At 75.4% G+C, this 24,798-nt stretch carries 25 protein-coding genes; 12 read left to right on the top strand and 13 right to left on the bottom strand.

Annotation, left to right across the window (positions count from 1 at the left end; all coding sequences use genetic code 11):
* Positions 1 to 7: 7 nt before the first annotated feature.
* Positions 8 to 886 (top strand): DUF5995 family protein, encoded by an 879-nt coding sequence (locus tag J7W19_RS02835; protein WP_158688772.1) that lies wholly within the window; start codon positions 8 to 10, stop codon positions 884 to 886.
* Between the two features lie 11 nt (positions 887 to 897).
* Here J7W19_RS02835 and J7W19_RS02830 read toward each other — a convergent pair whose 3' ends face one another.
* Positions 898 to 1,680: a dienelactone hydrolase family protein gene (locus tag J7W19_RS02830; RefSeq protein ID WP_233478053.1), complete on the bottom strand. Its 783-nt coding sequence runs from the start codon at positions 1,678 to 1,680 to the stop codon at positions 898 to 900.
* A gap of 77 nt (positions 1,681 to 1,757) precedes the next feature.
* The gene (locus J7W19_RS02825) at positions 1,758 to 2,312 is read right to left on the bottom strand and encodes a hypothetical protein (protein WP_004944056.1); all 555 of its coding nucleotides are present in this window, start codon (positions 2,310 to 2,312) and stop codon (positions 1,758 to 1,760) included.
* A gap of 339 nt (positions 2,313 to 2,651) precedes the next feature.
* Here J7W19_RS02825 and J7W19_RS02820 point away from each other — a divergent pair, with 339 nt between their 5' ends.
* Positions 2,652 to 3,521, top strand: a complete 870-nt coding sequence (locus J7W19_RS02820) for an arylamine N-acetyltransferase family protein (RefSeq protein WP_004944059.1) — start codon at positions 2,652 to 2,654, stop codon at positions 3,519 to 3,521.
* Between the two features lie 4 nt (positions 3,522 to 3,525).
* On the opposite strand, the gene J7W19_RS02815 is transcribed toward J7W19_RS02820, so the two are convergent.
* The 3 genes from J7W19_RS02815 to J7W19_RS02805 all read right to left on the bottom strand — a co-directional run bounded on the left by J7W19_RS02815 (position 3,526) and on the right by J7W19_RS02805 (position 6,465).
* Complete coding sequence (locus tag J7W19_RS02815; protein ID WP_004944061.1) at positions 3,526 to 4,305, bottom strand: alpha/beta fold hydrolase; 780 nt, start codon at positions 4,303 to 4,305, stop codon at positions 3,526 to 3,528.
* A 125-nt stretch (positions 4,306 to 4,430) separates the two neighbouring features.
* Positions 4,431 to 5,639: a carboxylate-amine ligase gene (locus J7W19_RS02810; protein ID WP_004944064.1), complete on the bottom strand. Its 1,209-nt coding sequence runs from the start codon at positions 5,637 to 5,639 to the stop codon at positions 4,431 to 4,433.
* Positions 5,640 to 5,883: 244 nt separating this feature from the next.
* The gene (locus J7W19_RS02805; protein WP_004944067.1) at positions 5,884 to 6,465 is read right to left on the bottom strand and encodes a universal stress protein; all 582 of its coding nucleotides are present in this window, start codon (positions 6,463 to 6,465) and stop codon (positions 5,884 to 5,886) included.
* Positions 6,466 to 6,796: 331 nt separating this feature from the next.
* Here J7W19_RS02805 and J7W19_RS02800 point away from each other — a divergent pair, with 331 nt between their 5' ends.
* From J7W19_RS02800 to J7W19_RS02790, 3 genes are read left to right on the top strand one after another with little or no spacing between them, the layout of a single operon-like run.
* A complete protein-coding gene (locus tag J7W19_RS02800) occupies positions 6,797 to 7,447 on the top strand; it encodes a response regulator transcription factor (RefSeq protein ID WP_004944069.1) in 651 nt (216 codons plus the stop codon).
* The gene (locus tag J7W19_RS02795) at positions 7,444 to 8,985 is read left to right on the top strand and encodes an MFS transporter (protein WP_004944071.1); all 1,542 of its coding nucleotides are present in this window, start codon (positions 7,444 to 7,446) and stop codon (positions 8,983 to 8,985) included. Before J7W19_RS02800 ends, J7W19_RS02795 begins: the two co-directional genes overlap by 4 nt.
* A 34-nt stretch (positions 8,986 to 9,019) precedes the next feature.
* Positions 9,020 to 9,484: a hypothetical protein gene (locus tag J7W19_RS02790; protein WP_004944073.1), complete on the top strand. Its 465-nt coding sequence runs from the start codon at positions 9,020 to 9,022 to the stop codon at positions 9,482 to 9,484.
* Positions 9,485 to 9,502: 18 nt separating this feature from the next.
* On the opposite strand, the gene J7W19_RS02785 is transcribed toward J7W19_RS02790, so the two are convergent.
* Positions 9,503 to 10,033, bottom strand: coding sequence for an Lrp/AsnC family transcriptional regulator (locus J7W19_RS02785; RefSeq protein WP_004944076.1), 531 nt, complete (start codon positions 10,031 to 10,033; stop codon positions 9,503 to 9,505).
* A gap of 104 nt (positions 10,034 to 10,137) precedes the next feature.
* On the opposite strand from J7W19_RS02785, the gene J7W19_RS02780 reads away from it, so the two are divergent.
* Positions 10,138 to 11,058 (top strand): NAD-dependent epimerase/dehydratase family protein, encoded by a 921-nt coding sequence (locus J7W19_RS02780; RefSeq protein WP_004944079.1) that lies wholly within the window; start codon positions 10,138 to 10,140, stop codon positions 11,056 to 11,058.
* 1 nt (position 11,059) lies between these two features.
* The gene (locus J7W19_RS02775; RefSeq protein WP_004944080.1) at positions 11,060 to 11,947 is read left to right on the top strand and encodes an aldo/keto reductase; all 888 of its coding nucleotides are present in this window, start codon (positions 11,060 to 11,062) and stop codon (positions 11,945 to 11,947) included.
* Between the two features lie 189 nt (positions 11,948 to 12,136).
* Here J7W19_RS02775 and J7W19_RS02770 read toward each other — a convergent pair whose 3' ends face one another.
* Positions 12,137 to 13,099, bottom strand: coding sequence for a 2OG-Fe(II) oxygenase (locus tag J7W19_RS02770; RefSeq protein WP_004944083.1), 963 nt, complete (start codon positions 13,097 to 13,099; stop codon positions 12,137 to 12,139).
* 145 nt (positions 13,100 to 13,244) lie between these two features.
* A complete protein-coding gene (locus J7W19_RS02765; RefSeq protein ID WP_078587999.1) occupies positions 13,245 to 14,753 on the bottom strand; it encodes an FAD/NAD(P)-binding protein in 1,509 nt (502 codons plus the stop codon).
* Between the two features lie 128 nt (positions 14,754 to 14,881).
* Here J7W19_RS02765 and J7W19_RS02760 point away from each other — a divergent pair, with 128 nt between their 5' ends.
* The 5 genes from J7W19_RS02760 to J7W19_RS02740 all read left to right on the top strand — a co-directional run bounded on the left by J7W19_RS02760 (position 14,882) and on the right by J7W19_RS02740 (position 19,600).
* A complete protein-coding gene (locus tag J7W19_RS02760; RefSeq protein ID WP_004944091.1) occupies positions 14,882 to 15,865 on the top strand; it encodes an NAD-dependent epimerase/dehydratase family protein in 984 nt (327 codons plus the stop codon).
* 118 nt (positions 15,866 to 15,983) lie between these two features.
* Positions 15,984 to 16,379, top strand: coding sequence for a hypothetical protein (locus tag J7W19_RS02755; RefSeq protein ID WP_158688773.1), 396 nt, complete (start codon positions 15,984 to 15,986; stop codon positions 16,377 to 16,379).
* A gap of 2 nt (positions 16,380 to 16,381) precedes the next feature.
* Positions 16,382 to 17,251, top strand: a complete 870-nt coding sequence (locus J7W19_RS02750) for a M64 family metallopeptidase (RefSeq protein ID WP_004944099.1) — start codon at positions 16,382 to 16,384, stop codon at positions 17,249 to 17,251.
* Between the two features lie 266 nt (positions 17,252 to 17,517).
* Positions 17,518 to 18,117 (top strand): PadR family transcriptional regulator, encoded by a 600-nt coding sequence (locus tag J7W19_RS02745; protein WP_004944102.1) that lies wholly within the window; start codon positions 17,518 to 17,520, stop codon positions 18,115 to 18,117.
* Positions 18,110 to 19,600, top strand: coding sequence for an FAD-dependent oxidoreductase (locus J7W19_RS02740; RefSeq protein WP_004944105.1), 1,491 nt, complete (start codon positions 18,110 to 18,112; stop codon positions 19,598 to 19,600). The genes J7W19_RS02745 and J7W19_RS02740 overlap by 8 nt, the downstream gene beginning before the upstream one ends.
* 199 nt (positions 19,601 to 19,799) lie before the next feature.
* Here J7W19_RS02740 and J7W19_RS02735 read toward each other — a convergent pair whose 3' ends face one another.
* The 5 genes from J7W19_RS02735 to J7W19_RS02715 form a co-directional block, all read right to left on the bottom strand.
* Entirely contained in the window at positions 19,800 to 20,504 is a 705-nt protein-coding gene (locus J7W19_RS02735) for a DUF4232 domain-containing protein (RefSeq protein ID WP_004944109.1), read from the bottom strand.
* Positions 20,505 to 20,769: 265 nt separating this feature from the next.
* Complete coding sequence (locus J7W19_RS02730; RefSeq protein WP_004944110.1) at positions 20,770 to 21,195, bottom strand: hypothetical protein; 426 nt, start codon at positions 21,193 to 21,195, stop codon at positions 20,770 to 20,772.
* A 149-nt stretch (positions 21,196 to 21,344) separates the two neighbouring features.
* The gene (locus J7W19_RS02725) at positions 21,345 to 21,818 is read right to left on the bottom strand and encodes a MarR family winged helix-turn-helix transcriptional regulator (RefSeq protein WP_004944113.1); all 474 of its coding nucleotides are present in this window, start codon (positions 21,816 to 21,818) and stop codon (positions 21,345 to 21,347) included.
* A 304-nt stretch (positions 21,819 to 22,122) separates the two neighbouring features.
* Positions 22,123 to 23,580: an MFS transporter gene (locus J7W19_RS02720; RefSeq protein ID WP_004944115.1), complete on the bottom strand. Its 1,458-nt coding sequence runs from the start codon at positions 23,578 to 23,580 to the stop codon at positions 22,123 to 22,125.
* Positions 23,581 to 23,683: 103 nt separating this feature from the next.
* On the bottom strand, positions 23,684 to 24,778 hold the full coding sequence (locus J7W19_RS02715) for a PP2C family protein-serine/threonine phosphatase (protein ID WP_004944118.1): 1,095 nt from the start codon (positions 24,776 to 24,778) through the stop codon (positions 23,684 to 23,686).
* Positions 24,779 to 24,798: the final 20 nt, after the last annotated feature.

Here is a 24,798-nt window from a genome sequence, read left to right as displayed (position 1 = left end):
GGGCGCGGTGACCGGATCCGGAAGGGTGCGGCGGGCGGTCGTCCTCGCCGCCTCGCTGCCGCTCCTGCTCGGCCCGTCCGCGGCGGACCCCGCCGCGGCGGACCCGCCCGGCGCCGTACCCCATGAACTCCATTGCGCCGGGCCGCCGGCCGGCTGCGTGGACGAGGCGGCCGGCGTGCTGCGCCGGCTCCGCGACGGCCTCGGCTGCGACCACCGGGCGCCCTTCGCCGCGGTCTGCACCCGGCTGGAGGAGTCCCTGGGGGCGGCCGTGCGCGCGGGCGCGTTCGCGGAACCGGCCTGGGCGGGCGGCAGCCTCAACACCGGCTTCGTCAACCGCTACCTGGCCGCCTACCACGCGGACCGGGCCGGCCGCCCGGTCCCGGCCGCCTGGCGCGCCGCCTTCGACGCCGCCCGCGCGGGCGACCTCAACGGCGGCCAGGACGTCCTGCTCGCCGCGAACGCCCACATCCAGCGCGACATGCCGTACGTCCTGGCGGAGCTGGGACCGAGCCGCGCCCGCGAGCCGGACTACGCACGCGTCCAGGCCGTCCTCGACCGCGCCTACCAGCCCGCCGTCGAGGACGTCGCCCGGCGCTACGCCCCCCTCCTCGCCCTCGGCGACGCCCGCTGGAACCCGGTCGCCCGGCCCACCGCGGGCGGGCTGTTCCACCTGTGGCGCGAGACCGCCTGGGCACACGCCCGCCGGCTGGCCGCCGCCGGGAGCCCCGCGGAGCGGCGGCGGGCCGAGGCCGCGATCGAGTCGAACGCGGCGCGCTGGGCGGTGCTGTTGGGCGTCCCCGGAGTCCCGGGGTACCGGGCGGTGCGCGACGCCTACTGCCGGGCGGGCGGGGGCGGGAGCGGGGGATCGGCGGCGGGGGGCCGGTAGCGGCCGGTCCGTCAGCCGTGCGCGAGGGTGCGGTCGAGCAGCGGCAGCAGGCGGTCCCAGTGGCGGCGCAGCCCGGAGGGGGCGAAGGCGCCGGTGTCGGCCATGGTGAAGCCGTGGACGGTGCCCGGGTAGACCTCGATGGTGTGGAGGGCGCCCGCGGCGTCCAGGGCCCGGTCGAGTTCGTCGCGGGCCTCGGGCGTCATGTCGCCCTCGGCGAGGCCGAGATGGACCTCGGCGGTGAGCGTGGACACGAGCCGGTGCGGGCTGTCGGGCGCGTCGGTGACCAGGGCCCCCGGGTGGAACCCGGCGACGGCGGCCACCCGGCCGGGGTGGGCCGCCGCGGTGCGCATCGCCAGCACGGCGCCCCAGCAGTAGCCGACCGCGCCGACCGGGCCGTCGGCCACCTCGGGCCGGGAGGCCAGGAAGGCGAGGAAGGCGTCGGCGTCGCGCAGGACGCGGTCGGGGGTGTGCTCGTCGATGAGGGGCATCACCCGGGCGATGACGTCCGGCCGCTCCTTCTCCCCGATGTGGTCGGGCAGTTCGATCACCGGTGCCGGGCCGTGCCGGTAGTAGAGGTGGGGGACGAGCACGTAGTAGCCGTGCCCGGCCAGTTCACGGGCCAGTTCCCGGATCACCGGGCGCGGGCCGAAGGCGTCGGTGTGGAGCAGCACCCCCGGGTGCCGTCCCGCGCCTTCCGGGTGGACGGCGAAGGCGTCGGCCCGGCCGTCCGGCGTGGGAATGGTCAGTGTGGTGGTGGTCGTGGCGAGTCGTCGTTCCCCTGAGTTGTCGATCACCAGGGCATGGTAGGGAGCGTGCGGTGCGCGGTCCACCGGGGGTTCCGCGCACCGGCGCCGGTGCCCCGTCCCGCGCCTCACGGGTGCCGGTCCCCGGTCCGTCCTCCCCGGTCGGCGTCCGCCCCCGGCCGCGCCCGTTCCGCGTCCGCCCTCCGGACCACGGCGTCCGCCACCGCGTCCGGCAGGTCCAGGTGGGCGCTCAGCCAGGCCGCGTCGCGGCCGTGCCGGGCGAGGACCCAGGCCGCGTAGAGCCGGTTCTCGGCCGTCGGGTCCGATGCCGGGAGGGTGGGGCGCAGGGCGGCGATCGGGCAGCTCCGGCGGGTGGCGGCGTCGAACACGGCACCGTCCGGTGCCGGGGGCCGCCGGTCGCGGCGCATACGGAGGGGGCGGCGGCCCGGCCGGTGGCCCAGGACGCCGGCCACCACGGCGACCGCGGCGAGGGCGGCGCCGAGCGCCAGCGTGGCCGACGCCCAGTCGGCCACCGGCGTCAGCCGGAGGGCCAGCGCCTCCAGCACCACCAGGGTGGCCACGAAGAGCGCGGCGGTGCCGTCGTGGACGTGCGGGCGGGGAGTGCGCGGGGTGTGCCGTACGGCCTTGCCGGTGCCGACGGCCGGTGTCCTGATCCTCGCCATGCTCGCTTCCTCCGTTTCCGTCCGTTTCCTCCGTCTCGTCCTTGCCGTCCACGCTAGGCGGCGGCCCGCCCGCCGGGCCTCGGCCGGCCGGGGGAGGGACCGGGGGACCCCGTTGTCCCCCGGCCGGAGGGTCCGGGCCGGTCCTAGGACCCGAGACCGCTTCCCCGGGGCCGTCCGCCCGATGCCGGGCCTCCGCCCCGTCCCCGACCGGCGGCGGATGGCCCGGCGGCCCGCGGCACGTAGGGTCGGACCAGGTCGCCGAAAAGGATGAAAGGCGGCCACCGGCGCTTAGCCGGGCACGTACGACAGCGGACCCCCACGGTCCGGAAAGGTGGAGCCATGACCTCGCCGCACACCGGCCGGCCGACGACCGGCCGGGGATGGCACGGCGACCTGCTGGACCTGGACGCCTATCTGGAACGGATCGGGTACGCGGGCGAGCGCCGGCCCACCCGGGAGGTGCTGCGGGCGCTGCAGCGGGCGCACGTCACGTCGATCCCGTTCGAGAACTTCGACGTCATCCTCGGGGTCCCGATCCCGCTGGACGTGGAGTCGGTCCAGGACAAGCTGGTGCGGCGGCGCCGCGGCGGCTACTGCTTCGAGCACGTCGTGCTGTTCGCCGCCGCGCTCGAAAGACTCGGCTTCCGGTTCACCGGCCTGCTGGGCCGGGTCACCCTCGGCGCGGACAAGATGCTCCCCGCCACGCACGCCCTGCTGGCCGTCGAGGCCGAGGACGACGGGCGGACGTGGCTCTGCGACGTCGGCTTCGGGTCGGGCCCCCTGGAACCGATCGAGCTGGCCGACGGCGTCGAAGCGGACTTCGAAGGCCGGCGGTTCCGCGTGGAACGGCGCCCGGGGGAGCGGGGAATCGACGACTGGTGGCTGCACGAGCGCCGCTCCGACGGCTGGCTCGACCGCCACACCTTCACCCTGGCCCCGCACCACACCATCGACTACGTCGTCGGCAGCCACTACGTCTCCACGCACCCCCGCTCCCCGTTCGTCCGGCGCCCCTTCGCCCAGCGGTTCACCGCCGAACGGCTGCTCGTGCTCGACGCCGCCGCCGTGACCACCGTCCGCACGGACGGCTCCCGCACCGAGCGCAAGGTGGATGCCGACGAGTTCGGGGCGTGCCTCGCCGAGGAGTTCGGCATCATCCTGCCCCCGGAGGACGTCGCGCGCCTCGCCGACCGGCTGGACGCGGCCTGACCCTTCAGGACCCGGCGGTCAGGAAGTCGAGCACCAGCGGGCTCGCCTCCGCCCGGAACTCCTCGAAGTAGGCGTGGCGGCCGCCTCGGACGAGGTGCGTCCGGGCGCCCGGGATGCGTTCGGCGAGGAGGTGCGCGTTGGCGGTGGGGTTGAAGCGGTCGTCGGTGCCGTGGACGACGAGGGTGGGCGCGGCGATGCGCGGCAGGGCGTCCCAGGCGTCGTGCCGCGCGCTGGCCAGGCGGTGCCGCCGCCGCGCGTGGGCCGGCATGGCCGGGTCCCCGAGAACGCCGTACGGGCCGGGGTGCGCGGCCCGCCAGGCGGGGGTGTACATCAGGTCCAGCAGCGTCCGTTCGACCGCCGCCGGGTCCGGGACGGCCAGTGCGGCCCGGACCGCCTCGTCGGCCGCCACGCCCCGGACGCCGGGGGACGTACAGCCGAGCACCAGCCGGCGCACCCGGTGCGGATGCCGGATCGCCATCCACTGCGCGACCCGGCCGCCCATCGACGTGCCGTAGACGTCCGCCCGTTCGACGCCCAGGGCGTCGAGGACCGCCACGGCGTCGTCGGCGAACTCCTCGGTGCTGTAGGGGCGTTCGGGCTTGTCGCTGTCGCCCGTGCCCCGGTGGTCGAGGGTGATGGTGCTGCGGGCCGGGTGGAAGTCGGCGCGGGTGGAGTCCCACCAGTGGTGGGAGTTGGCCTGCCCGGCGAGCAGGACGAGGGGGGCTCCGGATCCTCGCACCTGGTAGGCGATCCGGGTTCCGTCGGCGGCGATGGCGTGCGGCATGGGGACAGTCGATCACGTGCGGGCGGCGGCTCCGCGCGGGGGCCGGTGTCCGGCGTCACGGCCCGCCCGGGGCTTCACCGTCCGCCCGGCTTCACCGTCCGCCTGGCTTCGCCGTCCGTCCGGCCTCACGGCCCGCCCGGAAGCGGACCCCCCGGCCCGGAAGCCTCCCCGATCAGGTGGTCCACGACGTCGGTGAGGCCGCGGCGGACCCGGTACGCGGCGCGCTGCCGGTGCGCGCCGTTGCCGTGGGCGCGCAGCCGCGCCCAGCCGGCGCGGATGGCCGCCATGTCGTCGCGGCGCAGCACGTCGGGGCGGAGGCCGTCCAGGAAGCGCTCCACGAGCGCGGTCGCGGGGGCGAGGCGCCCGGTGCGCACGTCGACGCCGGAACCGGCGAGGCCGTCGCGCGCCGCCCGCCAGTACGCGGCCCGCAGCAGCTCGTCGGAGGGCCGGAGCGGGGCCTTCCCGGCCTCGATGTCGGCCAGGGCCGTGGCGACCGACGCCCTGACGAGCGCCGCCAGCAGGACGGTGTCGGCGGCGGAGGACGCGGCGTCGGCGGCCCTGAACTCCAGCGTCGGGACGTGGTGCGAGGGCCTGATGTCCCAGTACAGCCCGGAGCGGTCCATGACCGCCCCGGTCGCGGCGAGCTGCGCGACGAGGTCCTCGAAGTGGGCCCGGGACGCGAGGTACGGCGGCGGTCCGGCGGCCGGCCAACGGGCCCACGTCATCGTGCGCCAGCCCGCGTAGCCGGTGTCACGCCCGTCCCAGAAGGGGGAGTTGGCCGCCAGTGCGACGAGCACCGGCAGGCGGGCGCGCAGGTGGTTGGAGACGCCGAGGGCGAGGTCCGGGTCGGGGACGCCGATGTGCACGTGGCAGGCGCAGACGCTCTGTTCGTCGTCCAGCGCGCCGAACTCGGCGACGCTGCGCGTGTAACGCTCCCCGTCGCTGAACGCCGTCGGCGCGGGCCGCGCCAGTACGGGCGTGCCGCTGGAGACGAGCGCGAGCCCGTGGCGCGCGGCCGCCCGGGCCACCGCGCGCCGCAGCGACGCGATGTCGTCGGCGAAGTCCGCGAGGTCGCGGTGCGGTTCCGTGCGCACCTCGACCTGGTAGCGCGTGAGTTCGCGGGTGACTCGCCCGCCCAGTTCCGCGGCGGCCTCGGCCACTACCTTCTCCGCGTCCGGCCGCAGCCGCCGGGAGACCGGATCGACGAGCAGGTACTCCTCCTCGGCCCCCAGGGTCAGGGAACCGGCACCCCGGTCGGCGCGCGGCGCGCCCTCGGCGGCGCCTGCGGCCCGGTGGCCCTCCGGCTGCTCCGCCCACCACCCTCTGCTGGTCATGTAGTCATGATGTCACCCTTGGTGAGGGCGGCTTCCAGGAGTGAGCCAAGGTCGAACGGGCGCGGGCTCCGGCCGTCGGCGGTGGCCCGCCGGGTGCCGCGGGGGTGTCGGGCGCTGCCACCGGCGCCGTCCTACCGCTCGAACACGACCGGTTCTGAACTGTTGCGTTCCGTTTCCGCGACAGGACGACGGGCGCCCCGTCGCGACCGGTCGCCGCCGGCGCCTGTCCGGGGACGGCCGCCGCTCAGCGCCCCGCCGGAACCGGAGCAGGGCCCGTGGGCGCCTCGTCCGGTCCGCGGACCGGCGCGTCCATGTGCGGCCTGCCGTCCGGGACCGGCGCCGCGCGGTGGTCCGCCGGGGCCGGGTGCACGACGAGGACCGGGCAGCGGGCGTGCCGCAGGCAGTGGCGGCTCACCGAGCCGCGCAGGACGCGGTGGAGCGGGCCGTGCCCGCCGGTGCCGACGACGAGGAGGGCACCGGGGTCGCGGGCCAGCGCCACGAGCGCGGGGCCGGGGGCGGCGCGCACGGTGCGCGGGCGGAGGACCGTGCCGGGAGGGGCCGGGCCGAACGCCGCCTCGCACGTCTCGCGCACCACCGTCGCCGCCGCGCGCTCCCAGTGGGCGCACACGTCGGCCGGGGCGGGGCTGAGGGCGTCGGCCGCCTCGCCGCCGGGCGGCGCCCACGCGTACACCGGGCAGAGGACCGCGTTGTGCCGGGCCGCTTCCCGGGCGCCCAGCCGGAGAGCCGCCACGCTCCCCGCGGAACCGTCCACTCCGACGACGACGCGCTCGATCGCCGTCGTCTCCCTCTCGTTCGCCGTGGCCATGCCGCTCACTCCTTCCGTTCGTCCGTCGCTTCCCCTCCAGGCTGCGGGACGCCCCGCCCGCCCGGGGTCCCGCGGCCGGCCCGTGGGGCGGGGGAGCCGGGGGTCCCCCGATCGGTGACCGCCCGTCCGGAGCGGCCGACGGGCGGCAGTCCGCTTATCGTGGACGAAAGGGGCACTCCGGGCCCTGGCGGGCCCCTTTGGTGTGGCCCGGACGGCGGCGGGACGTCGGAAGAGTCCCAACGGCGCGGCCCGGACGGCGTCGGGGACCCGGCAGGGCCCGGCGGCTCGCCCGGACGGCGGCGTCCGCGAGCACGGAAGTGGTGGCGAGCCCATGGAGACCGATTCCGGTACGCGGGTGACGGTGGTGGTCGCCGACGACCATCCCGTCTACCGCGAGGGCATCACCCGCGGCCTCCTGCTCGACGGCCGGATCGACGTGGTCGCCGAGGTGGGCGACGGACCCGCCGCCCTCGACGCCGTCCGCCGGCTGGAACCGCGGGTCGCCCTGATCGACTACCGGCTCCCCGGCCTGGACGGCCTCGCCGTCCTGCACGCGATCGTCCGCGACCGGCTGCCGACCCGCGCCCTCCTGCTGTCCGCGACCACCGACGGCGCGGTCGTCTACCGGGCGGTCCAGGAAGGCGCCGCGGGCTACCTCGCGAAGGACGCCAAGCGCTCGGAGATCGTGGACGCCGTGCTGAAGGTCGCCCGCGGCGGACAGGTCGTCTCCGAGGACCTGTCCGGCGGCCTGGTCGAGCAGATCCGGCTGCGCGCCGACCGCGACGAGACGGTCCTGTCCGACCGCGAACGGCAGGTGCTCCGGGGCTTCGCCGAGGGCAAGAGCATCCCGCGGCTCGCCGACGAGCTCTACCTGGGGGCGAGCACCGTCAAAACGCACACCCAGCGCCTCTACGAGAAGCTCGGGGTGTCCGACCGCGCCGCCGCCGTCGCCGAGGCGATGCGCCGGGGACTCCTCGAATGACCGGCGCCCGCCCGCGCCGGGCCGCCGGGTCCGCGCCGGGGAAGAGGGCGGACCGCTGGGCGGTCCTGGCGGTGCTGTGCGCCAGCCTGCTGCTGGTGGCCATGGACGCCACCATCCTCAACGTCGCCCTGCCGTCGCTCGTCGACCACCTGCGGCCGGGCCCGCTCGCCCAGCTCTGGATCATCGACATCTACGGTCTGGTCCTCGGCGGGCTGCTGGTCACCAGCGCCGCGATCGGCGACCGCTTCGGCCGCAAACGACTTTTCCTGACCGGTTTCGTGCTCTTCGGCCTCGCCTCCGTGGTCGCCGCCACGGCGGACAGCTCCTGGCAGCTCATCCTCGGACGGGTGCTGCTCGGCTTCGGCGGCGCCATGGTGATGCCGTCGACGCTGTCGCTGATCCGGGCGGTCTTCACCGACGACCGCGAGCGGGCGCTGGCCATCGGCGTCTGGGCGGCGGTGGCGGGCGCGGGCGCCTGCCTGGGGCCGCTCATCGGCGGGTTCCTCGTCGAACGGTACGGCTGGTCGGCCGCGTTCTGGGTGAACGTCCCCATCGTCGTCGTGACGGTGGCGGCCGGGCTGCCCCTGCTCCCCGAGTACCGCGCGCCGCAGCAGGGGCGGCTGGACCGGCTCGGCGCCCTGCTCTCCGTCGTCGGCGTCGTGGCCCTCGCCTGGGGCGTCAAACACGTCGCCAAGGGCAGCCTTGCCCCGGCCGACGTGGGGGTGCTGCTCCTGGGCGTGCTGCTGCTCGCCCTCTTCGCCCGGCGGCAGCTCGCCTCCCGCGATCCGCTGCTGGATGTACGGCTGTTCCGGAACGGCCCCTTCCTGGCCGCCGCGCTGGCCACCCTGCTCGCCATGCTCGCGATCGGCGCCGCGCTGTTCCTGATCTCGCTGTGGCTGCAGTACGTCCACGGCTACTCGCCGTCGCAGGCCGGGCTGCGCACCCTGCCGTCGGCGGCGGCCATGCTCGCGGGCTCGCTGGCGTCGCCCTGGATCATGCACCGCGCCGGGGTCAGGACCGTCCTCGCCACCGGACTCGGCGCGCTGGTCGCGGGTTTCCTGCTGCTCGCCCTGACCCCCGTGCCCAACGAATACCCCGTCGTCGCCGGGGTCCTGGCGCTGCTCGGCCTCGGCGACGGGCTGGCCATGACCGCAGCGGCCGCCGTGCTCGTCTCCGCCGTGCCCCCGCACCGCGCCGGGCAGGCGGGCGCCGTCTCCGAGACCGCCTACGAACTCGGCGTCGGCCTGGGCGTCGCCCTCCTCGGCAGCATCCACGGCGCCGTCTTCACCGGGCACATGACCGGGCTGCCGCTCGGCGGCGCCGACCTGGACGAGGCCCGCGGCTCGGTCGGCGGCGCCGCCGACGTCGCCCGGCGCACCGGCGGCGAGACCGGCCGGCGGGTGCTGGAGGCGGCGCGCGCCGCCTTCGACGACGCGCTCACGACCACCGCGTACGTCTCCGCCGGCATCGTGGCGGCCGTCACCGTCCTGACGGTGTGGCTGGTACCGCGCGGGTTCAAGGTCACGGGCGGCCACTGACCGGGGAAACGGCGGAACGCCGGGGAGAGGGAGCATGGAGATCACACTCGACTACGACACGCTGGGGACGCGGCTGCGCCGCATCGGCCCCGCCGAGATCACCTACGCCAAGCGGATGGGCCGGCCGAACCGCGTCGGCCCCTGGGAGCTCGACTACGACACCATGGGCACCCGCCTCCGCCGCGTCGGCCCCGCCGAGATCACCTACACCAAGTGGACCGGCCGGCCCACCGCCGTCGGCACCTGGGAACTGACCTACGACAAGCTCAACAGCAGGCTCCGGCGCATCGGCCCGTACACCCTCGACTACGACCAACTCGGCAGCCGGGTACGGACGCTGGGCCCCCTGGAGATCTCCTACGACAAGCTCGGCAGCCGGGCGCACGTGGTGCGGCTGGAGGGCGCCGACGGGGACGCGCTCCCCGAGGACCTGCTGCTCGCCCTGTTCCTCGTCCTGTACTGGCGGGAGCAGCAGGCGCAGAGCAGCGGCAACCGCTGACGCCGGCCCGGCCCGGTGTCAGGAGACCGGCCGCCGCTCGGCCGGCAGCAGCGTCTTGCGCGGGACGGGCGACGACAGCACCACCGACGTCGTCGTCCGCCCGAACGCCGAGACGCGTTCCAGCACCTCCTCCAGATGCCCGGTGTCCACCACGGCGACCTTGAGCATCCAGCAGTCCTCGCCGACGACGTGATGCGCCTCCAGCACCTCCGGACGGTCCGTGAGCACGGTGACCGCCGGGTGGCGCAGCGTGTAGCCGGGGTACGGGTTCACGCGGACGAACGCCTGGACCCCGTACCCCAGCCGGGCCGGCGACACCTCGGCCGCGTACCCGGTGATCACCCCGCCGCCCTCCAGCCGCCGCACCCGCTCGGCCACCGCGGCCGGGCTCAGCCGCACCCGCCGGCCCAGTTCACTGAGGGTGATCCGGCCCTCGGCCTGGAGCAGGCCGATCAGCCGCCGGTCGACCGCGTCAAAGGCCGCCGTCGAATCATTGGCCGCGGCGCGCGGATACCGAGGTTCTTTCGGCAGGACGGCCGGATCTCCCATGACTCCCCCTTCAGGAAACGACCCGTCACGGTAACACTGGTCCGCGTCGGAAAACGGATGGGGAACGGGCGGGGAATCCGCCCCGGAACGGGAGGACTTCGGCCATGCCACGCGACGGTGCACCACGGGACGTCTGCGTCATCGGCGGGAATCGCTATTTCGGAAAACGGCTGATTTCCCGGCTGCTCGACGCGGGCGCGTCGGTGACCGTCGTCAACCGCGGCTCGGCCGCGCCCCCGCCCGGCGCCGCCCACGTCGTCGCCGACCGCGACGACGAGACGGCCCTGCGGACGGCCCTCGGCGACCGCGCCTTCGACGTCGTCCTCGACCAGGTCTGCTACACGCCCGTCCAGGCGGACATCGCCCGCCGGGTCTTCACCGGCCGCACTCGGCGCTATGTGATGACCTCGACGATCGAGGTGTACGACGGTGTGGCCGACGCCTCCGGCCCGCTGCCGGAGGCCGCCTTCGACGCCGCCTCCCTGCCGGTGGACCGCGCCCCGGCGGAGCCCTGGAGCTACGGCGAGGGCAAGCGGCAGGCCGAGGCCGTGTTCGCGGCCGACCCCGCCTTCCCGTCCGTCGCCGTCCGAACGGCCCATGTGCTGGGCGGCACCGACGACTTCACCGGACGCCTCGCGCACTACGCCGACCGCATCCGGACGGGCGCCCCGATCGCCGTTCCGCCGACCGTCCGTCCGTCGGTCTTCATTCACGTCGACGAAATAGCGGACTTCCTTTTCTGGACGGCCGGACGGGAATTCACCGGGCCCGTGAACGCCTGCTCGCACGGGCTTGTCGACGCCGCCGAACTGTGCCGCCTGCTCGCCGAACGCATTCCCGGCGGACGCGCGGTCCTGAAGGCCGTGCCCGAGGGCCCGTACTCGCCCTTCGCCTTCGACCGCTTCTACGCCATGGACAACTCCCGGGCCACCGCGCTCGGATTCGCTTTCCGTGACACCGCCGCATGGCTGCCGGACGTCGTCGCCGCCGCCACCGCACCCCCCGCCGCCCAGGGAGACAACTGACATGCGCCACCGCACACTCGGCGACGTCCGCGTCGGAGCGATCGGCTACGGAGCGATGCCCCTGTCCATCGAGGGACGCCCCGACGAGGCCCGTGCCGTCGCCACCGTGCACGCCGCGCTCGACGCCGGCATCACCCTGATCGACACGGCCGACTCCTACCACGCCCCCGACGGCGCACCCGGCCACAACGAACTGCTGGTCGCCCGCGCCCTCGCCACGTACGGCGGCGACCGCGACGCCGTCCTCGTCGCCACCAAGGGCGGCCGGGGCCGCACCTCCGACGGCGGCTGGACGGTCGACGGCGACCCGCGCCGCCTCAAGCGCGTCTGCGAGGAGTCGCTGCGCCGCCTCGGCACCGAGGCGATCGGCCTCTACCAACTCCACAAGCCCGACCCGCGGGTGCCGTTCGCCGACTCCCTCGGCGCCCTCCGCGACCTCCTCGACGCGGGCACCGTCCGCCTCGCCGGCGTCTCCAACGTCGACACGGCCCAGATCCGGCTGGCCCGCGACATCCTCGGCGACCGGCTGGTGTCGGTGCAGAACCGCTACTCGCCCGCCGTCCGGGACAGCGCGGCGGAACTGCGGCTCTGCGCCGAACTGGGCATCGCCTTCCTCCCGTGGAGCCCCCTCGGCGGCATCTCCCGCAGTTCCCTCGACGGCACCTCCGGCATGGCCGCGGACGCGGCCCACGCCGCCTTCCACACCATCGCCGCCGAACGCGGTGTCAGCCCCCAACAGGTCTGCCTCGCCTGGCTGCTGGCCGCCTCCCCGACGGTCATCCCCATCCCCGGCGCCACCCGCCCACAGACCGTCCGCGACTCGGCGGCGGCGGCCGACCTCGTCCTGACGGAGGAGGAACTGACGCGGCTGGGCGGGCACGGGGGCTGACGGCCCGGGGGCGCACGTCGGTTGTCCCATCGGTTGGACGGAGGCGGGAGCGTCGGCTCCGGGCCGCGAGCCGCCCGCGTTCCCGTCGGCCGAGCGGGGAAGGGCGCGTGCCGGGCGCGAAGGGCGCCGTCGGGTACGGGTCGGGCGCCCGCGCGCCGGGGGAGAGGCGCCCGGGGGCCCCGCCGCGGCTCAGCGGCGCAGGTCCTCCCACGTCACCACCGGGCTGGCCGCCCGCAGGCCGAAGTCCAGGGCCGGGTCCCGGACGGGCCACTTCAGGCGCAGCCAGCCGGGGACGGTGGCGAGGATGCCGTCGTCGCCGGCCAGGTGCCAGAAGGTGTTGGAGTCGCGCCGGGCGAAGTAGGGGCAGAACAGGGAGACGACCAGGGTGACGCGGCGGCCCCGCGTCACGGGGGTCACCGCGTGGAAGATGCGGCTGCCGTGCAGGAAGAGCGTCGCCCCGCGGGCCGTGCAGTCCGCCTCGCGGATGCGCGGATCGTCGGCGGTCACGTCGTCGAACTCGTCGGTGCGGCCCTGGAAGTAGGTGAACCGGCCGCCCTCGTAGTCGGCGCCGTCGCTGAGCTGGATCGTGAAGACGTAGTCCATGCCGTCCCGGTGCCACCGGACGATCTCCGGACGGCCGCGGCCCTCGAAGTAGTTGATCTGCGCCGTCGGCAGCCGCAGCGGGTGCGGGATCAGCGGGACGCCGGCGATCCGGGAGCAGGCGAGCAGGAAGCCGCGGTCGCGGATCATGTTGTGGAGGAACGGCGACACGAGGTCGGCGCCGCGCAGTCGGCGGGTGGCGATGAACCGGCTGGATCCGGCGGCCGGTTCCAGCCGGTCGCACACCTCGGCGAGCCGGTCCAGCCCCTCCGCCGTGAGGACGCGGAACGGGCCGACGAGCGCGGTGTCGTCCACCGTGACGCCGTGGCGGGCGAGTTCGCGGGACGCGTAACCGAACTCCTGGAGCGTGACGCGCGGCCCGTCCGCGTCCGGGGCGACGAACTCGCCGCGCCAGCGCGGCTCCCCGGGCACCCCCGGCAGCCGGCGCGGCCGGCGGGCGCGGACCGCGTGGAAGAACTGGTCGACCCCCGTCGCCGTCCGGGGAAGGTTGAGGACGCCGTCCTCGCCGCGCCGTGTCCGGACCATGGCCATGAGTCATCCCTCCCGACGGACAGCGCCCCGGCGCGTCGACGGCCCGCCGCCCAGAAGCTTCCGCTCCGGCGGGCCGGGCGCCGGCCGCGGCCAGTATCCACCGCCCGGGGACCCGGCGGGCAAGGACGCGATCCCGCCACCGCGTTCAGCCGCCGGACGCCACCTGCCCGGCGACCCACCGGGCCTGCCGGGTCACCGTCCGCAGATGATTGGCGAACGGGATGCGGACGTGCGTGCCGGTCCCGGCCAGCCAGACGCGCTCCGGCGGCGCGCCGGGGGCCCGGCGCACCCGCAGGTCCGCCTCAAGACGGTCGAGGACGGTGTCGCCGGGGCGGAGCAGGAGCTCCGTACCGTCCGCCCGCCAGGTGACCTCCGGCGGGTGGAAGCCGGTCGCGTTGACGACGTGGTCGTAGGTCTCGGGCGTGCCGGAACCCGGCGCGGACACCCGCCACACCCCGTCCGCGAAGACGGCGGACTCCGGGTAGGCGGGCGCCACCCGCAGTGCGCCCGTCGCGCAATGCGCCAGCAGGCGGCGGGCGTTGACCACCGTGAGCGCGGTGAGGTAGCGGCCGACGAACCAGTCGAAGCGCCGCATCAGGGCCCGGGTGCGGTCGGCCGGCAGGCCGTCGGCGAAGGCGGTCAGCGCCTCGATCACGGCCACGGCCACCCCGGGCCACAGGCACACCCCCGCCTCGGCCAGCGCCGTCTCCTCCGCCAGGCGCCGGACGGGATCGGCGGCCGAGGACGTCTGCGCGCGCAGCGGACGGTCGCCGAGCAGCCGGACGGCCTCCACCACGCAGCGCGTCAACCGCCGTTCCAGCAGCGGGTCGTCGGGGTCCAGCCGGGCCATCCGCTCCAACGGCGGGAAGTCGCGCGGCGGGGCGTGCAGCGAGAGTCGCACCGCGGGCAGGGAGCCGGACGGCGAGGTCAGGGTGGTGCGGTGACCGTCCCGGCACAGCAGCAGGGCGGCGTCCACCGCGGACTGCCGCGAGCCGAGCACGAGGACGCGGCGCCCCTCGGCACCGAGCGCGGCCCGGAGCCGGGCGGACGGGTACGGGCTGTCCAGGTAGCGGGGATGGCCGGTGAACGCGGCGAACCCCCGTGGCACGCGCGGCCGGTGCACGCCGGTGGCCAGGACGACGTCGTCGGCGACGAGCTCCGATCCGTCGTCCAGCCGCAGCCGGGGCGGCCCGTCGGCGATCCTTACGGACACGGCCCGGACGGGAAGGTGACGGACCGTCACACCAGCCCGACCGGCCGTGTCCCGGGCGCTCGACCAGCGGTCCGCGCAGTACGCCGCCATCGCGGCGCGGGGTACGCAGGTGTCGGGGGCGCCCGTCCAGCCCCGGGCGCGCAGGTGGTCGGCGAAGTCGTCCGGCCGGTCCGCCAGCAGGGAGTTGACGTTCACGGCGCTGTTGCACATCAGCAGGGGATCGTCGTCCCCGAAGGCCAGGCCCCATCCGGGCGGCGACGGGTCCACCACCAGCACCGACCCGACGGGCGCGCCGCCCGCGCGCGGCAGGGCCGCCACCAGCTGCGCGAACACGCTCGTCCCGGCGGCCCCGGCCCCGACGATCGCCACCGTGCGCCCGCCACTGTCACCGTCACTGCGACGATCACCGCCACCGCTGACGTCGTCGTTCCGTCGCGTCACGTCCGTACCGCCTTCCCCGTGGGCGTCCCGCCCGCTCCCGCTCTCCTCCCGGAATCCGACCCTCCCCGGATTACGCCCAGAGCATGCGGGGGTTCCGCCCGGGACCCGGTGCGGGCAGGGTCACGATCATGAGACTGCTGATCCTCGGAGGAACGGAATTCGTCGGCCGCGCCCTGACGGACGAGGCCCTGGCCCGCGGCTGGGAGGTGACCGTCTTCCACCGCGGCCGGCACCCCGCGCCGCCCGGCGCGACCGTGCTGCGCGGCGACCGGACGGCGGAGGGAGGGCTGGCCGCGCTGGACCGCGGCGAGTGGGACCTGGTCGCCGACACCTGGTCGGGCGCCCCCTCGGCGGTCCGCGACACCGCCCGGCTGCTGGCCGGCCGCGCCGCGGGCTACGCCTACGTCTCCAGCCGCTCCGTCCACCCGCACCCCTGCCCGGCCGGCCTCGCGGAGGACGGCCCGCTGGTGGACGGCTCCCCGGACGCCGGCGACGTCCCCTACCCGGAGGCCAAGCGCGGCGGGGAACTCGCGGCGTGCGACGCCTTCGGCGAGCGGGCGCTGCTGGTCAGGGCCGGGCTGATCCTCGGGCCGGGGGAGAACATCGGCCGGCTGCCCTGGTGGCTGCTGCGCGTCGCGCGCGGCGGCCGGGTCCTGGCCCCTGGCCCGTACGCGTCACCGATCCAGTACATCGACGCCCGCGACCTGGCCGCCTGGACCCTGGACGCCGCCGCACGCGGCCTCGGCGGCCCCTACAACCTCGTCAGCCCGCCCGGTCACACCACCATGGGCGAACTCCTGGACACCTGCGTCCGCGTCACCCGCTCCGGCGCCGAACTGTGCTGGACGGACCCCGAACCCATCCTCGCGGCGGGGATCGCCCCCTGGACCGACCTGCCGATCTGGCTCCCGCCGGGCGAGGACCACACGACGCTCTTCACGGCGGACGTCACCAAGGCCCTGACCACCGGACTGCGCTGCCGGCCCGTCCGAGAGACGGTCGCCGACACCTGGACCTGGCTGGAGTCCCTCGGCGGCGTCCCCCCGCAGCGCCCCGACCGCCCGGCGGTCGGCCTGGCCCCGGAGACGGAGGCGAAACTGCTGGGCGGCTGAGCCCGTGAGCCTCCCCCGCGCCGAGCGGCGTGATCGGTCTCGGGGGAGGAACATGGGTGACGGAAGCCCTCTCGGGGGCGTGCCCGGGGCGTTCGGGCGCGGCGAAGAGGAGGATCCCATGACCGGCCAGGCTGTCAGGTACCGACTCGGGTACGAAGGCATGGACGTGCGGTTGCTCGCCGAGGAGCGGATCGAGGCGACCGTACCCCCCTCGGCCGAGATCGGTGAAGGCGAGCGTTCCGGGTTCTGGTTCGAGCTGCGGGACGACCAGGAGTGCGTACTGTACCGGCGTGTTCTGGCCACGCCGTTCTCCGCTGAACACGAGGTGTACGACCAGGAGTCGGGGACTCCCTCGCGGGTGGCGGGAGCGCCCGCCTCCGGGACGCTCTGGCTGCTGGTGCCGAGCTTCCCCGACGCCCGGCAGCTGGTGGTGCACGGCAGTCCGCCCGAGATCGAGCGGAGGGCCGAGGCGGCTCGCGAACTCGTCCGGTTCGACATCGGAGCGGGGAGGTAGCCATGGGCATCGGCGACGGCGTCGTCGTGGGCCACGCCAAGATCCTCGACAACGGGTCCGACGGTGACCGCTGGAATCTCACGATCCTCTCCGAGGGGTACCAGGACGCGGAGCTCGCGCAGTTCCACCTGCACGCGCTCGAACTCGTCAGTGCTCTCAACGCCACGACACCGTTCGCGGGCCTGCTGAGCGCGATCAACGTCCATCGCGTGGACATCGCGTCCACTGACTCCGGCGCCGACGACCCGACCACCTGCGGGGGGACGGGTGCGACCGCCGACACGTTCCTGGACGCGAGCTTCTGCAGCGGGGGCGTGCGGCGGGACCTGCTGGTCGTGGACTCGAACCTCGCCGTGAGCACCGCGTTCGCCCAAGTGATCAACACGCACGCGATCATCGTGCTGGTGAACAGCCCCGTGTACGGCGGGAGCGGAACCAGCGGTACGGGCGTGGGGGTCGCCGTCTGCTCCCTGCACCCCGACGCGTTCGACATCGCCCTCCACGAGCTGGGACACAGCGCGTTCGGGCTGGCGGACGAGTACGACTGTGTCGCCGGCGCACAGACCCTCTACTCCGGTCCGGAACCCGTGGAGCCCAACATCACGATCGAAGGCAGCCTCGCGGCGAACAAGTGGCGCCATCTCGTGGACCCCTCGACCGCGATGCCGACCATGTCGAACGAGGACTGCGACTGCAGTGGGCTCCCCTCACCGGTGGCCGCCGGCACCGTCGGCGCGTTCGAAGGGGCCGCGTACTGCCACTGCGGGCTCTACCGGGGCGAGTTCGGCTGCAAGATGCGGAATCTCAAGCAGCCGTTCTGCGCCGTGTGCGACGACACGATCAATGCCGTTCTGTTCCCCTTCTTCCCCTGATCGCTCTTCCCCGCCACGGACTCCGGCCCTGCCGGGAGCCACGCGGCGTTCGCCCTCGACGGCGGTGTGACGGTTGACCGCCGTGCGCGCCGAGCGGTTATGCTCGGATCCGAGCAATCGGATCCGAGCAGATGCTTCCGTCGCGAGAGCGGAGTGAGATGGCCGTCGGAAAACCCTCAGGCAGACCAGCCGCGCACGAACCGACCGCAGGCCGGCCGGCCACGAACGACCCCGCCGCGGGTGGGGCCGTCGCGGACGGGCCGGCCGTGGGCAAGCGTCCCGCCGACAAGAGACCCGCCAACCCCCTGGCCCTCGCCGTGCTGGGCCTGCTGCTGGAAGAGCCCCTGCACCCGCACGCCATGGCCGCCGCCCTGCGTGAGCGGCAGCTCGACCTGACCTTCAAAGTCACCACCGGGTCCCTCTACGACACCGTCCGGGCCCTGGCCCGGGACGGCTGGATCGAGGAGGCCGGCACCGAGCGGGTGGGTGGTCGCCCCGCCCGCACCGTCTACCGCCACACCGCCGAGGGCCGCACCCGCTTCACCGCCTGGCTGGACGAGCTGATCCGCGAACCCGCCCGCGAATTCCCCCGGTTCGTGTCCGCCCTCAGCTATCTCGGCGCGCTGGGGCCCCGGCGCGCCGCCGAGGCGCTGCGCGAACGGGCCGCGGCCCTGGAGGCCCGGATGGCGGCCGACGCGGACGCGTACCGGGCGGCGCGGGAGGAACACCGGGCGCCCCGGCTGTTCGTCATCGAGGCCGAGTACGCCCGCGCGATGGCCGAGGCGGAGCTGCGCTGGGTGCGCGGGACCGCCGACGAGATCGAACGCGGCGCCCTGCCCTGGCCGGGGGAGGACGGCGATGCCTGACACGCACACCGACGTCCTGGTGGCCGGCGCCGGACCCGCCGGGCTGACGCTGGCCTGCGAACTGGGCCTGGCCGGCGTACGGACCACGGTCCTCGAACGCGACCCCGCCCCGCCCGGCTTCTGCCGCGGCTTCAACCTCAACGCCCGCAGCCTCGACCTGCTGGAACACCGCGGTCTGGCGGACCGGTTCCTCGCCGAGGGCCCGACCCTGCCGGCCACGGCGTTCGTCGGGACGGCCGCCCTCGACCTGGCCGCCATGCGCACCCGCCACCCGTACGTCCTGGGCATCGCCCAGACCCGGGTCGAGGAACTGCTGGCCGAACGCGCCGAGGAGCTCGGCGTCCGCATCCTCCGTGGACACCGGCTCACCGGGTTCCGCGAGGACGGCGAGGGGATCACCGCGGACGTCACGGCCCCCGACGGACCGCTTCGGCTGCGCTGCGACTGGCTCGCCGGCTGCGACGGCGGCCGCAGCACGGTCCGGAAGGCGGCCGGCATCGCCTTCCCCGGCACCCCCGCCCGCCGCTTCACCCTGCTCGGCGACGTCGTCCCGGCCGACCCGGCGGCCCTGCCCTTCGGCCCGACGGCCGGACCCGGCGGATCCGTCTTCGCCATTCCGCGCCCCGGCTACGTCCGCCTGGTGACGGCCGAACCGGACCCGCCGGAGGACCGCGACGAACCGGTGACGCCGGACCGCTTCCAGGAGGTGCTGGACCGGGCGCTGGGCCGGCGCGTGGAGATCGCCGAGGTCCGCTGGCTCACCCGCTTCGGCGACGCCGCCCGGCTGGCCGAACGCCTGCGCGCCGGCCGGGTGTTGCTCGTCGGTGACGCCGCGCACATCCACCCGCCGGCCGGGGCGGTCGGCGTCAACGCCGCGATCGACGACGCGATGAACCTCGGCTGGAAGCTCGCCCTGGTGGCCCGTGGTCTGGCTCCGGAACGCCTGTTGGAGAGCTACCACAGGGAACGCCACGCGGCCGGCGCCCGGTTGCTGCGCGACACCCGCGCCCAGGCGCTGCTCGCCGCCGAAGGCGAGCGGCTGGCGCCCGTGCGCGACCTCCTCGGCGAGCTGGCCACGGCGGAGGGCACCGCCGGTCACGTCGCCGAGACGATCACCGGGGTCAACACCCGCTACCCGGCCCACGACGAGCATGGCCACCCGTGGGAGGGCCGGATGATCCCGGGCGACGGACTCCTCCCCGCGCCCGCCCGGACCGGCGGGGGAGCGCTGTTGCTGGACGAGGCCGCGGCGCCGGCCGCCGTCCGCGAGGCCGCCGCGTCGTGGAACGGCCGCGTCACGGTGACCGCCGTCCCCTCCGGCCGGCTGCCCGGCACCTACGCGGTCCTGGTCCGCCCGGACGGTCACGTCGGCTGGGTGGCCCGGCCGGGCGCGGGTGCGGGCGCGGAAGCGGCCGGGGGCGCGGTCCGCTCCGCCTTGGAGTGGTGGTTCGGCCCACCGGCGCCCCTTCCCGTCGCCGGGTGAACTCGTCGAGCGGTGACGCTCGTTCGCGTTGGGTAGCGGCGCGCCGGATGCGGGGCAGGCACAGGGGCAAGAGGGCGCGACAGCCCGCGTCTACGTGACGAAGTGACCGCGTTCGGCGCCCGGACGCGGTGCACGCCGCCCCCTCCGCGCGGGGCTCGGCCCGTCCGCACGCGCGGGTCACCGAGTGCGGGCGCCCGGATCAGTCGCCCTGGCCGATGTTGCCGACCGGGCCGACCTTCACCGGGGTGCCGCCGCCCTCGGTGACGGGCAGCGTGGCGGCGCCCGGCCAGCGGAGGGTGACCGTCGTCGTCTCGTTCGGCGGGGTCACCAGCAGCCCGGTGACGCGGACGCCGGAGCCGCCGGACTTGTTGACCGGGTAGTTGATGCCGAACGCGATCGACTTCCCGCTCTTGAGGACGACCTGCGGAGCCTGCTCACCACTGCGCTTCGCGGACAGCGTCCCGGCGTTGGTCTTCAGGTCGACGCCCGCGTACCCGGAGATCGCGCAGCTGTGGTCGCCGCGGTTCTTGAGCGTGACGGCGACGGTGCCGTCGGCGTCGCCGCCGATGGTGCTGTCCGTCGCCGTGATCCCCAGATCGCCGGCGCGGCACTTGGCGAGCTTGCCGTGGTCGCCGGAACCGGTCCCGGCGGCGGTGCCCTTGTCGCCGGAGCCCTTCCCGGCGGAGCTCTGCCCACCGGCCCCCTTCCCGCCGCCCTGGCCCGAACCGCCCTCATCCGAGCCGCCCGACCCCGAGCCGCCGCCCTTGGCGGACGACGCGGACGACGCGGAGGAGGCGGAAGACGAGCCGCTCTGTGCCGTGCCGTCGTCGTCGTTCTGACAGGCCGTCAGGGAAAGGCTCGCGGCGACGGCCAGGGCGGCGAAGGTGAGCTTGTGAACGCGCATCGTTTCTGCCTCAATCGGTGGGGAATGCCGGTCGCTCGGCACGAGTCGGGACTGGTCGGGGCAAGCCGGGACGAGTCTGTACGAGCGAGCGTTTCTGATCACCAGGATGCGTCCGATCCGGCGAATCGTTCCGCCTGGCCGTTGCCTAGTACATGTCTGTTACATGAGTACATGCCTGTTACATGCGCGACGGACCGCCCCTGACGCCCCGACAGCCCCGGGGGCTGCGTCGTCGCCCCCGGGGCGGCCCACCGCCGTACCGGCACTACGGGTGGTACACGACCTCCGGGAAGGCCCTCGAGGGCCCGTCGAGCAGGTCGCCGCAATGCCGGCCGCGCAGGTGGCGGTCGAAGAAGGCGCGCGGGTAGGCCTGTTGGATGAGGACGCCGCGGTCGGGATCCAGGGTGCCGACCATGGACCGGATCTGTTTTTCGGGCAGGCCCGGCAGCCTGCCCGCCTGGGGGACCAGCGTCATGTTGTCGCCGTACGAGGCGTGCACGGCGCCGGTGGCCTGGACGTCGAGGCGCCGGCCGCGCAGGCGGCGCCAGAAGGTCTCGACGTACGGACTGGCGGCCCGGGTGTAGGAGGCGGTCATCAGCATGAACGGCCGGTGGATGTCGGTGGTGACGGCGGGGTTCGCCTCCATCGGGCCGTCCATGGCGAGGCCGGCGCGGGGGCGGACGGGGTCCACGGCGCCCCTCTCCGACCCACCCCGAACGCTGATCTCCCCCCTGGAGCGACCCGCGTCGGCCGCACCGGGGAGCATCACCCCTGCCGCCGCACAGCACGGGGGCCGCCCCAGCCGGAGCAGCCCCCGTCGGCAGGATCCACGCCGAACTTCTACTCGTCCTCCGTCAGCCGCTCCAGCAGCCCGATCGCCTCCACCACGACCGCCCGCTCCCGCTCGTCGAAGCGCTCCTCCAGGGCCCGCGCGATCCATCCCTCGCGCACCTCGCGTGCCTCGCCGAGCCGCCGCAGGCCCTCCGGGCTGAGGGAGATGACGATCCGGCGCCGGTCGCTGGGGTGCGGCGACCGCTCGATGAGGCCCGCCTCCTCCAGTCCGGCCAGCGTGGTGCCCATGGACTGCGGCCGGACGCGTTCGGCGCGGGCCAGCTCCACCGTGGTGGCCGGGCCCCGGCGGTCCAGCCGGCTGAGGACGGCGGACTGGGAGAGGGTCAGGTCCGTACGCTCTCCCGCCGCGCGCAGCCGGCGGGCCAACTGCCCGGTGAGGACGCGGATCCGGGACGCCGTCTCGCGCAGCTCGGCGAGTTCGGGGGCGCCGGCCGGGGCGGGGGACTGCTGGTCGTGGGCCATCACCGGGCCAGCGTACCCGGCGCGTCGGCCCAGGCCCGCCGAGCCTCCGCCGGCCGGCGGCCCGCTCCGCGCAGGGTGGGGTCGAGGCTTGCCGGTCTGTGGTCCGTACCGTGCAGGTGGCGCTGAGGTCTGCCGGTCTGTGGCTCGTCCCGCGCAGGGTCGGGGCAAGGTCCGCCGGTCTGTGGCCCGTCCCGCGCAGGGTCGGGGCAAGGTCCGCCGGTCTGTGGCCCGTCCCGCGCAGGGTCCGGGCAAGGTCCGCCCGTCTGCGGGCCGTCCCGCGCAGGGTCGGGGCAAGGCCCGCCGGTCAGCGGCCCGCCCCGCGCAGGGCCCGGTCGAACAGCGTGGCCGGCAGCAGCAGCGCGCCCAGCGCGGTGAGGACGACGGCCGCCGAGTGCAGTCCGCCGGTCGTCGCGCGGTCGCCGTAGACGAGGCCGATGACGCTGGTGGACGCGACCGCGCCGACGTACTGGGCGGTGCGGAACAGCCCGGCGGCCGTGCCCGTCCCCCCGGCCGGCGCCTGCGCGTACAGCGCGGCCTGGTTCCCCACCGCGTTCAGCCCGTTGGGCAGCCCGAACACGACGCCGACCAGCACCAGCACGGCCATCGGCGTCCCCGGCCCGGTGAACGCCAGCGCCGCCGAGGCCGCCACCATCGCGACCGTGCCGACGAGCAGCGGGCCCCGCACGGTCGCCCGGCGCGCGCCCGCCCACGAGCACACCGCCGCCACCGCGCACATCGGCAGCATGATCACCCCAGTGAGGGCGGCGGAGTACCCGCGCACCTCCTCCAGCCACTGCGTATAGCCGTACAACACGCAGTAGACGACGAGGAACGATGCCCCGTAGCGGACGTAGGTGCGGACCAGCGGCCGGTTCGCCGCCAGCATGCGCAGGTCCAGGAACGGGTGCCGGGCGGCCCGGAGTTCCCAGGCGGTCAGCGCGCCCGCGGCGAGGCCGCCGGCGGCGAGCAGCGGCCACCGCGGGCGGCTGAGGTCGGTGAGGAAGAACATCAGGGGCAGCAGGGTGCCGGCGAAGAACAGGACGCCCGCGGGGTCCAGTTCCGACCACACGCCGCGCGCCCCTCCCGCGCGCGGCCGGGGCTCGTCCCGGGGCAGCCAGGCGAGGGCGAGGGCCAGACCGGCCAGCGCGAGCGGGATGTTCACCGCGAAGACCGCCCGCCAGCCGGCCAGCCCGGTGAGCAGCCCGCCCAGCGCCGGCCCGAGGGCCGCGCTGGCGAGGGCGGCGATGGTCAGCGCGCCGAGAGCGCCGGAGGGCGGGCCGCCGGGTGTCTGGGTTGACCGACGACGGATCATGGCCATCGCCGCCGGGTAGGCCGCCGAGGTGCCGACACCCGTCAGCACCCGGACGGCGACCAGCTCCTCCAGGGAGCCCGCCACCAGCCCGGCCGCCCCCGACAGCCCGACGAGGACCAGCCCCGCCAGGTAGACCCGCCGCGCGCCGAGGCGGTCGGCGACCCGGCCCATCACCGGCTGGGCGACCGCGCTCGCCAGGTACAGCCCCGCGACCAGCCACACCGTGGCGGACGGGCCGGCTCCGAAGCTCCGGCCGATGGGGACGAGCGCCGTGGAGATCATGCTGGAGTTGACCGGGTTGAGCATCGAGCCGACCGCCACCGCCGCGACGAACCGGCCGCCGAGCGCCGGGGGCGCGGCCTCCCCGGCGCCGGCCGGCTCCGGCGGCCGGACGGACTTCCCGGTGTTCCCGCCGGACACGCGCGGGGCGAACCGCATGGGGAACCGCATGGCGAACCCTCCCTCCGTCCCGGCGCGCGAGGGCACGCCGCAGAGAAGGGAAGGTTAACTGTAGATCAGGAAAACTGACAAGGTTGCCTTGCTTATTTCCCGGTCACTCCCGCCGGACGGCCAACAACGCCGCGTCGTCCGCCAGTTCCCCGCCCACGTACGCCAGTAGATCCGCCACCAGGCGGTCCGTCAGCACACCCGGTGCGCTGTCGGGCAGTGCGGCCAGCCGGCGTTCCAGCGGGTAGAAACGGCCCGCCGCGTCCCGCGCCTCCGTCGCGCCGTCCGTGTACAGCAGCAACAGGTCGCCCTTGCCGAACGCGAAGGCCGTCGGCCGGTACGAACCCTCCGCCAGTTCGCGCAGGGCCAGCGGCGGATCCGCGTCCAACTCCCCTGCCCCCACCGCGCTCACCCGCCCGTCCCTGCGGACCAGCGGCGGGAGATGGCCGCAGTTCACCAGCTCCACCGTCTCCCCGGAGCGCGGCACGGTCAGCAGCGCGGCGGTCACGAACTCCTCGCCCACCCCGCGCCGCCGCACCGTGGCGTCCAGCCGCCGGGCCACCGCGCCCAGCTCCGCCTCCACCTGCGCGGCCTCCCGGAACGTCCCCAGCACGTCCGCCGCCGTCTCGACCGCGCCCAGCCCCTTGCCCCGGACGTCCCCGACGAGCAGTCGCACCCCGAACGGCGTCGTCAGCACCTCGTACAGGTCGCCGCCCACCTGCGCGTCCGCCGCGGCCGCCAGATAGCGCACCGCGACCCGCAGCCCGTCCACCCGCTCCGGCACCGGCCGCAGCAGCGCCTGCTGCGCCGCCGAGGCGACCGAGCGCGACCGCAGCAACTCCCGTTCCCGCGTGGACACCAGCACCACGTTCGCGGCACTGATGCAGGTGAGGGCCAGTACGGTGAACGCCGCCGTCACGTGCAGGGCGACCGGCACCTCGGGGTCGGCCAGCGTCAGCGGGACCACCAGGAGCAGCGCCACCGCCCCGGTCACCAACGGAACCCGGGCGCGCCGCGTGCCGATGCTCGCCAGCACCGGGGCCGTGCCCAGCACGGGCGAGAACGTCAGCCGGGGATCCGAGGCGAGGTCGACGCACACCGCCGCGGCCAGCAGGACGTACGCGGCGACGACGAGCAGACGCGCCGGCCGCGGAAGGGCCGGGGCCGGATACGGGCCGGCGGGACCGGGGGCTCGCTTCATGGCTGAATCCACCCTAGGTG

Origin of the sequence: Streptomyces mobaraensis NBRC 13819 = DSM 40847 (genome assembly GCF_017916255.1) — a bacterium.
Classification (GTDB): Bacteria; Actinomycetota; Actinomycetes; order Streptomycetales; family Streptomycetaceae; genus Streptomyces; species Streptomyces mobaraensis.
This window is presented reverse-complemented; position numbering and strand designations above follow the sequence as displayed.